Below are 10,085 nucleotides of genomic sequence, written 5' to 3' on the forward strand. Positions count from 1 at the left end.
ATGAAGCAATGCGTGGAGCATCGCGCTATGTGAGAGTGTTCTTATGAGTGAGATAGTGAATGTGCCGGTTCCGACCGAGATTGCTGACGAGGTGCGGCGGTTTGCCGCGTTCCTGCTTGCTGATCGTGCCACCGATGGTGAGCGCACAGCACTGATGTACGACGGAATCCCTGACTACCCGCTCTGGCGGGATGAGGACGTCGTATCGCTTGCCAACGCGGGAACGGCGACCTCGCGCAACTACCGCAAGATCATGGACGCCGTGGTCGAGCGCCAAGCTGTCGGCTCGTGGGTGTCGATTCCTGAGTTGGCCGAGTGGGTGGGGGAGCGGCCCACGGTCGTCGCCAACTTCCGTACCCAGCTGTACCGGTGGGTTGGCGCACACCTCCCTATGGGGACGAAGGCTCCGTTCACGGCGAAACGGGGAGACAAGCTTCTTCCGCCTCGTGGCCGCGAGGTGCATTACCGCGTGTCGGCTGCCTGCGCAGAGCAATGGGCTCGGGTGCAGGATCAACTGAAGGAGTCGAAATGATCCGATATGAGGACATGCTCATCGACACCCCGTACAAGCTTTCCGAGGTGGAGAACCGCACGCTCAAACCGGGGCATCCCACGGAGAATCGTTGCTCGTATTGCAAGGGCCAGGGGAATTTGACCTGGTACCCGGTCGAAGACATCACGGTCATCCGGCGGTGGACCGCATCGAGCGTGTACTGGCCGGACCGCGGAGCACAAGATTCCGGCGGATGGTACTCCTGGCGTTGCCCGAATCACCCGTTCGACGGCAGGCCATCGCCTTGGCTCGACCAGGCTCCACTGCACCTTCGACCGAAATACACGCACCGCTGCCGCCAGGTTGAGCTGGGGAAGGCCTGCGGTGAGATTGCCATCGGGCAGTGGGACAACTCATGGCTGTGTGAGCGGCACGCCCGCCCCATCATCCTCCGCGAACGCCTGGAGGCGTTGCTGCGGGATGACGTTGATACGGTTGACGATCCGAACGACGTCACTGACGTTCAGTAGCTCCTCGGATCTGCTTTCAGCACAGCGCCTGCAGTACGGGCGCAGACGGCAACCGCGGATGCCCGACAGCCGCTACAGGAAAATCGAGCGCCGGCCACACGAAACGTCGGTTCGAGGCGCCACAGCGATCACCGCCAGGTCAGGTTGGGCCAACAGCCCACACAGTAGACGTACGAAGAGGGCCTCGATCCGCGAAGATCGGGGCCCTCTTCGTATGTTCGCAGCGACCGTCGGTGAGGTCGCCCTGACGGTGGCTCTCGCTCAGCGGCTGACCGTCATGATGGCCAGGCGTCGCGCACGGCGGCGCGCTCCCGCCGAGGCAGGGCGCCGCGAGCACGTGCCTCCACCTCGGCGCTCAGACGGCGCAGGAGCGCTCGATGCTCGGGTGCGGTCGCGGCGAGCGCGCCGAGGCACTTCTGCAGGCGGATGAGTACCTCGACGAATCCGGCGCCGTCTCGGGTCAGAGGCCGGAAGGCGTCGACGAGGAGGTCGTGCATGTGCGTGCGCGGCACCCACACTCGGTCGTGTTCGAGGGGAGCGATCTCACCGTCGTCGACTCGGAACGCGCTGGTGAACACGCGCTGCAGCGCTGCCGTCACCTCGATGGCGGTGCCCGGATCGTTCGTGCCGGGAGAGAGCGCGCGGCTTCCGATCTCTGCGAGCGCGATGACGCCCAGACGAGGGTCCTGGTCGTAGTCGCGGTGGCGTTCCAGGGTGAACGCGGCCCGGATCCGATCGCGCATCGACTCCGTGGGCGGGGTGCTCACGTGCACCAGCGGATGCAGGACGTCGGCGATCGAACCGGGCATCGCTCCGACGTAGACCTCGCAGTCGTGCTCGTGCGCCAGAGCATCGAGTCGCGCAACGTCGACGGCGAGGACGTACCGAGCGTCATCGACGGCGACGGGGAAGCTGGGCTCAGGCAGTCGCGTGAGCTCGCGGGCGCCGAGGGTCGGTCGACGGACATACGAGACCAGCGCCGCAGTGGCCGCATCCTCGACCCGGTCGATGACGTCGGCCATCCGCCCGAATCGGGCGAGGTGACCGATCCAGCGCAGCAGGGTGATCACGATGACGCCGATGACCACCAGCGTGCCGAAGAACAGGATCGTGCGGCCCTGTTCGGTGTAGTACCCCGTGGACAGCGCGATGATACCGACGAGAGCGAACACGAACGCGCCGGTGAACGTCGACAGCGCGGTCTGCGAGGTCGGGTCGGCGATGAGCAGCTTGGTCGACCGTGGCGTGGCGATCGTGGTCGCCGACGAGTACGCGGTCACCATCGCGGTGATCGAGAAGGTCGTCGCGGTGAGCATCGCGGTCGCGATGATCTGCAGAATCGCGTCGACGGAGTTCTGGCCGAGCTCCACCGTCAACTCGAACGGGATCCAGGCGCCGACGACCCCGGCCGTCAACGCGAACAGCATCGCGACCACGGTGAACGCGATCGCTCTGGCCCAGACTGTGCGCAGCGCGCGCTGCACGTGTACCAGAAGACTCCCGCCGGACGTGTTCGTCATGCGCTTCATCTAACACCGTCGAATGTGGCGCGGTCGGGGCGCCGCACCGCGACGTGGTCGTCTCAGCGTCGATCGCCCGCCGAGTGCAGTGCCCGGTCACGCGTCTTGCGGAGGCTCGCGACCGTCGCCACCGCGATCGTCCCGGCGATGAACAGCAGCGACAGCCAGATCGGGATCTCGGGTATCACCGTGATCGGCTCGCCGCCGTTGATGAACGGCAGCTCGTTCTTGTGCAGCGCGTGGATGAGCAGCTTCACTCCGATGAAGGCGAGGATCACGGCCAGCCCCTGGGCGAGGTACACCAGGCGCTCGAGCAGTCCGCCGATCAGGAAGAAGAGCTGCCGCAGCCCCATCAGCGCGAACACGTTGGCGGTGAAGACGAGGTACGCCTCCTCGGTCAGCCCGTAGATCGCGGGGATGGAGTCGACGGCGAAGATGACGTCGACGAAGCCGATGGCGACGATGGTCAGCATCATCGGCGTGACCCAGCGTCGGCCGTCCTTCCGCACGGTGAGCTTGTCCTCGTGGTACTCATCGGTCACCGGCAGATGCCGGCGGACGAAGCGCATGAACTTGCCGTCGACGACGTTCGAGTCGCCGTGCGAGAACGCCTGGTGCCAGGCGAGCACCAGCAGCAGCGCGCCGAAGAGGTAGAAGACCCAGGTGAAGTTCTCGATCAGCGCTGCACCGACGGCGATGAAGACGCCCCGCAGGATGAGCGCGATGACGATGCCGATCATCAGCACCTTCTGCTGGTAGATCTTCGGCACGGCGAAGCTCGACATGACGATGAGGAAGACGAACAGGTTGTCGATCGACAGCGCCTTCTCGGTCAGGTAGCCGGCGAAGTACTCACCGCCGAAGGTCCAGCCCGAGACGACGCCGACTCCGACGCCGAAGATCAGTGCGAGAGCGATGTAGAACGCCGACCAGCGCGCGGATTCCGCGATCGTCGGCTCGTGGGGCTTTCGCACATGCGTGAAGAACTCGTAGACGAAGAAGGCGACGGTCACCGCGACCGTGATGATCCAGACGAGGGGCGTGACTTCCAAAGGGGTCTCCTGACCTGAGGCGAACGTATCGACGCCAAGGTCTTCTCCATGCCCGAATCGGGAACCGGTGGTCCGGGATGCGAGTGCATCCGTGGTGACGAGCCACCGCGCGGGAGTACTCCCCTTGCGGTGACAAGTGTAACCGCTGTCGCAATGGCTTCGCGTCGCCCGGTGGCTCCGCTGCGCACGAAACGGTGCATCTGACGTGCTGAGCCGGTGGATGCGATACTGGCAGCCCTATGTCGACCTCTCTCCTGCTGCTCGCCGACACGCACATCCCGGCTCGCGCCAGGCGTCTTCCCACGGCCGTCCTGGAGGCGATCGAGGCCGCCGACGTGGTCGTGCACGCGGGGGACTGGGTCGATGCGCCGACGCTCGACCTCGTCGCATCGCGATCCCGCAGATTCCACGGCGTGTACGGCAACAACGACGGGCCGGAGCTGCGCCGACGGCTGCCCGAGGCCGCCCGGTTCACCGTCGACGGCCTCCGGTTCGCGGTCATCCACGAGACCGGCCCAGCACGGCGGCGCGAGGAGCGCATGGACGAGCTCTTCCCCGACACCGATGTGCTGGTCTTCGGCCATTCGCACATCCCGTGGGACACCGAGACACCCGCCGGTATGCGGCTGCTCAACCCCGGCTCGCCCACCGATCGTCGCCGTCAGCCCGTGTGCACGATGATGACGGCCCGGGCCCACGCCGGCGTGCTCGAGGTCAGCCTGGTTCCGGTGGATCGCTCCCGCTGACCTTCCCGACGATCGGTCCGCGATCGCGTCGTTCCGCTCGAGCAGTCATATACGGATGAATCGATGCACGATTTTCCGCTGCGCCCAATAGGCTTCGAGGAGCGGATAGCCTCAGCGGCGCCGCGTGCGAGTCCGCGCCCCCGGCGGCAACTGCCTTGTCCGACCCATACGCGCGGGGATGGGGCGGATGCATGACTGCGCAGACACTGCGAGCAGAACCGGTGATCGTGCTGGGCGGCGCACCGGTGCGCGAACAGGACGACGCGGACATCGTCGACCGGGTACCTCGGCTCACCTGGGTGCTGTGCGCTGCTCTGCTGCTGTGCGGCTGCATCCTCGTCTCGATGACGACCACCACCGATCCGGACTGGTGGCACCTCTACTTCAGTCGACTCGGCATGATGGGCGACTTCTCCAGCTTCGCCTTCAACGGCGGACTCGTCGCCAGCGGCGCGATCATCGCCGGTTCATCGTGGATGCTGAGGATCCGCCTGACCGGCGTGATGCCGTTCGCCCTGCGCTCGCGCATCGCGATGCGCGTGATGCCCCCGGCGATCGCCGGCCTCGGCATCAGCCTGCTCGCCATCGGCGCCTACCCGCTGTCGGTGGATCCGATCGCCCACGAGCGCGCCACCAACGGCGCCGTGCTGTCGTTCGCCGTCCTGCTGCTCTCGCACCGTGTTCTGCTGTGGCAGCTCGAGGGGGCGCTGCGCCGCGCGACGATGATCAGCGCGGTCACGATGATCGTCGCGCTCGCGGCGTTGAAGGCCGAGGTCATCTCGCTGACGGTCTTCGAGGCGATCGCGTTCGCGATCATCCTGTGGTGGGTGCACCTTCTCGAGCAGAGCGCGCACCGGCACGGGTCCCCGTCGCAGGTCGGCGCCTCCCTGCGGTGGCCACGCCGGGAGCGCGCGGTGACGGATGCCCGGCGGGCGGCGACCCGGCCCGACACGGTCGACGCGCTGACCCGGCCCGACACGGTCGACGCGCTGCCCCGGCCCGGCACGGTCGCCGCGGCGACCCGTCAGGACGACGCGGCGCGCCTCGCGCGTGCGACGACGAGGCCGCGCCTGGACGTGTCGAATCCGGCGAGAATCTCGCGCAGCTCCTCAGCGCCGACGTCTGCGCCGAACGCGTCGGCTCCGGGCTCGAGCATGATGCCGGATGCCAGCGGCCCGGCGATCACGGGATCGAAGCCCAGATCATCGATCAGTCGAGACACGGCATCCAGGTCGGCGGCCGCGTCCCCGGCGATCGCGATGGCCTTGCGCCCGGGCGCCCCGGCGGGGCGCGCCTCATCCTCCACGTCGTGGTACCCCATGTGCCCCAGCCCCTTCACGACGCGCGCACCGGCCAGGTGCCGCTGAACGAGCTCGCTCGTCGAGGTGCGCGGGTCGTCGAGGTCGGGCCGATCTCCGTCGGCGCCCCACCAGTAGTTCATCGCGTCGATGACCAGCGTGCCGCGCATTTTCTCAGCCGGCAGCGTTCGGTAGCGGCCGAGCGGAAGCGCCAGTACGACGGCATCCGACACGGCCACGAGGTCGGAGACGGTCACCGCCTCCGCCCCGATCGCCGTGATCGCGCGGGCGATGGGCGCGGGATCGCCTGATCGCGCGACGACCACCCGGTAGCCGGCAGCGACCGCGAGTGCCGCCAGCACCCGTCCCAGCCGACCGGCGCCGATGATGCCGAGCGTCCGGATGGGGGATGTGACAGTCACCCCGCCATCGTACGGCCGCCCGACGGCGCCGGCGCCGAGCGCTCAGTGCTCGCGCAGCATGGCGATGAGCTCGGCCTTGCGCTTGCGGGAGTACCCCTCGAGGCCGAGCTCCTTCGCGCGCTTGCGCAGCTCGGCCACCGTCCAGTCGTCGTAGTCACCCGACCTTCCCCCGCGGCGCCCGACCGCCGAGCGGCCGTCGCGGGCGGCGGCGTTCGAGATGCGCGCCGCCTTCTCCTTCGATGCGCCGTCGTCGCGCAGCTTCTCGTACAGCTCTTCGTCCTTGAGCTCTGGTTGGCCCGGCATGGCCGCCTCCTCGGGTCGTCGGACGTCGCTCACTGCGACTCGAGGAGACCATACCCACGGCGCTGGACCGATCGAACGGCCTTGACACGAACCCGGCCGGGCTCGTCGCCTCAGGTCCAGGCTGCGTCGATGACGCGCGGCGGATGCTCGCTCGCGTCGTGGATTCGCACCCCGTGCACGTCGACGGCGATGATCTCGAACCCGGCATCCAGCGCCCGTGAGCCGGGGAAGCGCTCGCTGCACGCCTCACCCAGCCGCCACCGCTCCTCATCGCGGGTGATGCGGGCGCGGCCTTCGAGCTGCACCGACGTGTCCGCTCCGGTGACCGCCACGGCGACGTGCGGGCGCTCGCGGATGCTGCGCGCCTCCCGTGAATCGCTCGCCGCATCGAAGACGAGCACGCCCTCGTCTGTGGCGGTGAGCGCGATGTGGGCGACCTGGGGCGCACCGTCACGTCCGACCGTGGCCACCACGCCCGATCCGCACACACGGACGAAGTGCGCGACGGCCGCGCGATCCGATGCGTCGATGGTCATATCTCGACGGTACGCTCGTCGCCGCCCCACGGCGAGGGGTTCTTCGACCGCGGCGTCAGACGGCCCGCTCCCACGGCTCCACACCGCCGGCCACGACGGTGAAGAGGGGATGCGGGGTGGGCGTCGCCGCACGCCAGCGGGTCGCGTCGGACGGGCTGCGCTGCTCGAGCTTCGCACCCAGATGCTGCCACTCCAGCGCCAGCTGTCCTTCGGTCACCGGGATGACGAGCACGGCCGAGCCGGGACGCAGGATTCGCGTGCGATCGAAGCGGTAGCCGCGCGCATCCGCCTCATCCGCGACGGATGACAGGTACGCCCCGATCGATGCGAGCGGGTCGGCCTGCGCGCGGAACCGCTCGAGCTGCGGATGCCTGGTGTACCCCTTCGTGCGCCCCGCGAGCACCGCCTGCGCGAGCAGCGTCTCGCGCCAGCAGGCGACGAGAGCTGCCCGATCGAGGTGCGCGGGGTGCAGCGACCAGATCCTCACCCGCGGCCCGAGTCCTCCGAGCTCGCGGCGGCCGGCACGGCCACGGGCGCCGCCGTCGGCTCGGCATCCCTCCTGCTGAGCTTCGACGGCCACCAGATCGCCCGCCCGATGTCGTAGCTGAGTGCCGGCACGAGCAGCGAGCGCACGACGAACGTGTCGAGCAGCACGCCGAAGGCGACGATGAACGCCAGCTGCACGAGGAACAGGATGGGGATCACCGACAGCGCCGCGAACGTCGCCGCCAGCACGAGCCCGGCGGAGGTGATCACGCCCCCGGTCACCGCGAGCCCGCGCAGGATGCCCTCGCGTGTGCCGTGACGCGTCGACTCCTCGCGCACCCGGGTCATCAGGAAGATGTTGTAGTCAATGCCCAGCGCCACGAGGAACACGAAGCCGAACAGCGGCACCGCCGGGTCGGCGCCCGGGAACTGGAAGACGCCGTTGAACAGCAGTGCGGCCACGCCCATCGCCGAGCCGAACGACAGAACGGTGGTCAGGATCAGCAGCACGGGGGCGAGGATCGACCGCAGCAGCAGCATGAGGATCACGAGGATCACGACGAGGATCACCGGGATGATCAGGTTGCGGTCGTGGATCGACGCCGTGTTCGTGTCGACCGCGGTGGCCGTCACGCCGCCGACCTTGGCGCCGGTCCCGTCGAGCTCACCGCGCAGGCGGTCGACCGTCGCCTCGGCATCCGCCGAGTCGGCGGCGTCGGTGAGCGTGCCCTGCAGCAGCACGCGCCCGTCGACGACCGTCGGCTCGGGTGCGGGGGTGCCGGGAGGGCCGAACGCGGTGATGCCGTCCTCGGTGACCGGAGCGCTGCCCGACGGGGAGTCCTCGGCGGTCACGCTGACGCCGTCGACGCCGTCATCGGCGAGCAGCACGTCGGCGGCATCCTGCAGCCGGCTCTCGTCGACGAGCACGTACGCGGGGCTGCCCGACCCGCCGGGGAAGTGCTCGCCGAGCACCTTCTGGCCGTCGCGCGCCTCCGAGGCGCCGAGCACGAGATCGGACTGCGGCACACCCTTGGCATCCAGCTGCACGAGGCCCACCGCGGCGATCGCCAGCACGATGGCCGTGGAGATCCAGATCAGGCGAGGGCGCCGCCGGATGCTGCGCGCGAGTCGCGGCCACAGGCCGCGTCCCTCCAGCGGGCTCGCGTCGGCGACCCGCCGGGGCTCGTACTTCGGACGCCTGGGCCAGAACGCCGCCCGGCCGAACAGACCGAGCAGGGCGGGAAGCAGCGTGAGCGCGGCGAGCATCGCGAAGACGATGCCGATCGCCGCCACCGGGCCCAGCGTGCTGTTCGACTTCAGGTCGCTCAGCAGCAGGCACAGCAGGCCAGCGATCACGGTGCCGCCCGAGGCGAGGATCGGCTCGAACGAACCGCGCCAGGCCGAAGCCACAGCCGTCCACCGGTTCTCGGTGATCTGCAGCTCTTCCCGGAAGCGCGCGACCATCAGCAGCGAATAATCCGTCGCGGCGCCGATGACGAGGATGAACAGGATGCCCTGGGTCTGACCGCTCAGCAGCAGGATGCCGAGCTTCGCCGCCCACCACACGACCAGCAGCGCCACGCACAGCGCGAACAGGCTGGTGCTGAGCACGACCACGGGCAGCAGCAGCGAGCGGTACACGATCACGAGGATGACGAGCACGGCTGCGAGGGCGACGAGCAGGAGGATGCCGTCGATGCCGGCGAATCCGGCGACGAGATCGGCGGTGAAGCCGGCGGGCCCGGTGATGTACACGTCGACGCCGTCGGGCACGCTCTCGCGCAGGTCGGTCGACAGCGCGGTCGAGATCTCGCCGATGTCGGCGTCGGCGTCGATCGGCACGAACGCCTGTGCGGCGAGGCCATCGTCGGAGACGATCACGGGGGAGGAGCCGTCTTTCACACCCTCGGCGGTCGTCGCATCCTCGAGCGCGGATGCCAGGTCGTCCCGCAGTGCGTCGTCGATCTCGTCGTCGGAGTCGAAGACCACCACCGCCGGGATCGAATCGGAGCCGAGGAAATCGTCGAGCGCGGACTGCACCTCGGTCGCGTCGGCCGAGTCGGGCAGGTAGGCCGTGCGGTCGTTCGAGGAGACCTCGTCGATCTTGCCGAACAGCGGTCCGCCGAGCCCCGCGCCGGTGAGCCAGAGGAGGATGAGCGCGGACGAGATCAGTACGCGCAACAGCGTCTTCGGCTTCTTCTTCTGCTGCTGCTGCTGGCGGAGCTGCGCTCGCGTGTTCATCGGGGTCCTCTCGTCAGAACAACGGTACCGGGCAGGAGAAAGGTCGACCGAGGACTTGACAGGCCTAGCATGAGGGCATGCAGAGAACACTCGTCATCGCGGCATCCGCTCCGGTGCCGAGAGGCAATCACGTCGAGATCGCTCAGGCCGCCGACGGGACGGTCATCGCCGTGCGCGACCTCGACCGGGGCATCCAGTACGAGGTGCGAGACACGACGCGCGAACAGCTCGACATCTGGCGAGCGGTCGTACGCGACTGCCGCGTGACCGAGACGGCGCGTGAGCCGCGCACGGTACTCGTCGTCGGGTTCTCGGATGCGGCCTCGGCGGCCGAGGAGGCGCTCAGTGAGGCGGATGCCGCAGCTGCCGCGGCCAAGGCGGAGTCCGATCGCTGGGGCGGTGCCGACAGACAGCCCGCCGAGGCTCCCGAGCGGTTCTGGTGATGGGCATGGAGCGCA

The 10,085-nt window shown here is 68.6% G+C and carries 12 protein-coding genes and 1 pseudogene; 4 read left to right on the forward strand and 9 right to left on the reverse strand.

Annotated features, from left to right (window positions below):
* Nucleotides 1-43 precede the first annotated feature (43 nt).
* Together BFN01_RS05790 and BFN01_RS05795 are read left to right on the forward strand one after the other, a co-directional pair.
* Complete coding sequence (locus BFN01_RS05790; protein WP_071642460.1) at nt 44-532, forward strand: hypothetical protein; 489 nt, start codon at nt 44-46, stop codon at nt 530-532.
* A complete protein-coding gene (locus BFN01_RS05795; RefSeq protein WP_071642462.1) occupies nt 529-1,023 on the forward strand; it encodes a hypothetical protein in 495 nt (164 codons plus the stop codon). The genes BFN01_RS05790 and BFN01_RS05795 overlap by 4 nt, the downstream gene beginning before the upstream one ends.
* 275 nt (nt 1,024-1,298) lie before the next feature.
* Here the strand turns inward: BFN01_RS05795 and BFN01_RS05800 are convergent, their stop codons facing one another.
* Together BFN01_RS05800 and BFN01_RS05805 are read right to left on the reverse strand one after the other, a co-directional pair.
* Entirely contained in the window at nt 1,299-2,543 is a 1,245-nt protein-coding gene (locus BFN01_RS05800; protein WP_177243811.1) for a DUF2254 domain-containing protein, read from the reverse strand.
* Between the two features lie 62 nt (nt 2,544-2,605).
* The gene (locus tag BFN01_RS05805) at nt 2,606-3,595 is read right to left on the reverse strand and encodes a TerC family protein (protein ID WP_071642464.1); all 990 of its coding nucleotides are present in this window, start codon (nt 3,593-3,595) and stop codon (nt 2,606-2,608) included.
* A 239-nt stretch (nt 3,596-3,834) separates the two neighbouring features.
* Between BFN01_RS05805 and BFN01_RS05810 the strand changes: the two genes are divergently transcribed.
* The gene (locus BFN01_RS05810; protein WP_071642466.1) at nt 3,835-4,341 is read left to right on the forward strand and encodes a metallophosphoesterase; all 507 of its coding nucleotides are present in this window, start codon (nt 3,835-3,837) and stop codon (nt 4,339-4,341) included.
* A 379-nt stretch (nt 4,342-4,720) separates the two neighbouring features.
* Here the strand turns inward: BFN01_RS05810 and BFN01_RS05815 are convergent, their stop codons facing one another.
* The 7 genes and pseudogenes from BFN01_RS05815 to BFN01_RS05845 all read right to left on the reverse strand — a co-directional run bounded on the left by BFN01_RS05815 (nt 4,721) and on the right by BFN01_RS05845 (nt 9,627).
* On the reverse strand, nt 4,721-4,927 hold the full coding sequence (locus BFN01_RS05815) for a hypothetical protein (protein WP_071642468.1): 207 nt from the start codon (nt 4,925-4,927) through the stop codon (nt 4,721-4,723).
* A 6-nt stretch (nt 4,928-4,933) separates the two neighbouring features.
* Entirely contained in the window at nt 4,934-5,158 is a 225-nt protein-coding gene (locus BFN01_RS05820; RefSeq protein ID WP_071642470.1) for a hypothetical protein, read from the reverse strand.
* 627 nt (nt 5,159-5,785) lie between these two features.
* A pseudogene (locus BFN01_RS15765) lies at nt 5,786-6,061 on the reverse strand (NAD(P)-binding domain-containing protein); the annotation flags it as partial.
* Nucleotides 6,062-6,103: 42 nt separating this feature from the next.
* Complete coding sequence (locus BFN01_RS05830) at nt 6,104-6,364, reverse strand: Rho termination factor N-terminal domain-containing protein (protein ID WP_071642472.1); 261 nt, start codon at nt 6,362-6,364, stop codon at nt 6,104-6,106.
* A 110-nt stretch (nt 6,365-6,474) separates the two neighbouring features.
* Nucleotides 6,475-6,900, reverse strand: coding sequence for a pyridoxamine 5'-phosphate oxidase family protein (locus BFN01_RS05835; protein ID WP_071642474.1), 426 nt, complete (start codon nt 6,898-6,900; stop codon nt 6,475-6,477).
* 55 nt (nt 6,901-6,955) lie between these two features.
* A complete protein-coding gene (locus tag BFN01_RS05840) occupies nt 6,956-7,387 on the reverse strand; it encodes a pyrimidine dimer DNA glycosylase/endonuclease V (RefSeq protein ID WP_071642476.1) in 432 nt (143 codons plus the stop codon).
* Nucleotides 7,384-9,627: an MMPL family transporter gene (locus tag BFN01_RS05845; protein ID WP_071642479.1), complete on the reverse strand. Its 2,244-nt coding sequence runs from the start codon at nt 9,625-9,627 to the stop codon at nt 7,384-7,386. Before BFN01_RS05845 ends, BFN01_RS05840 begins: the two co-directional genes overlap by 4 nt.
* A gap of 77 nt (nt 9,628-9,704) precedes the next feature.
* Between BFN01_RS05845 and BFN01_RS05850 the strand changes: the two genes are divergently transcribed.
* Nucleotides 9,705-10,070 carry a hypothetical protein gene (locus BFN01_RS05850; RefSeq protein WP_071642481.1) on the forward strand — a complete coding sequence of 122 codons (366 nt, stop codon included), beginning with the start codon at nt 9,705-9,707 and terminating at the stop codon, nt 10,068-10,070.
* Nucleotides 10,071-10,085 lie beyond the last annotated feature (15 nt).

The sequence above is a fragment of the Microbacterium sp. AR7-10 genome (genome assembly GCF_001878835.1).
GTDB classification, from domain to species: Bacteria; Actinomycetota; Actinomycetes; order Actinomycetales; family Microbacteriaceae; genus Microbacterium; species Microbacterium commune.

Coding starts and splice junctions, on each gene's coding strand:
- BFN01_RS05790 (WP_071642460.1), top strand. CDS start 44: ATGAGTGAGATAGTGAATGTGCCGGTTCCGACCGAGATTGCTGACGAG.
- BFN01_RS05795 (WP_071642462.1), top strand. CDS start 529: ATGATCCGATATGAGGACATGCTCATCGACACCCCGTACAAGCTTTCC.
- BFN01_RS05800 (WP_177243811.1), bottom strand. CDS start 2,543: ATGACGAACACGTCCGGCGGGAGTCTTCTGGTACACGTGCAGCGCGCG.
- BFN01_RS05810 (WP_071642466.1), top strand. CDS start 3,835: ATGTCGACCTCTCTCCTGCTGCTCGCCGACACGCACATCCCGGCTCGC.
- BFN01_RS05815 (WP_071642468.1), bottom strand. CDS start 4,927: ATGGCGAGCAGGCTGATGCCGAGGCCGGCGATCGCCGGGGGCATCACG.
- BFN01_RS05820 (WP_071642470.1), bottom strand. CDS start 5,158: ATGATCGCGAACGCGATCGCCTCGAAGACCGTCAGCGAGATGACCTCG.
- BFN01_RS05830 (WP_071642472.1), bottom strand. CDS start 6,364: ATGCCGGGCCAACCAGAGCTCAAGGACGAAGAGCTGTACGAGAAGCTG.
- BFN01_RS05835 (WP_071642474.1), bottom strand. CDS start 6,900: ATGACCATCGACGCATCGGATCGCGCGGCCGTCGCGCACTTCGTCCGT.
- BFN01_RS05845 (WP_071642479.1), bottom strand. CDS start 9,627: ATGAACACGCGAGCGCAGCTCCGCCAGCAGCAGCAGCAGAAGAAGAAG.
- BFN01_RS05850 (WP_071642481.1), top strand. CDS start 9,705: ATGCAGAGAACACTCGTCATCGCGGCATCCGCTCCGGTGCCGAGAGGC.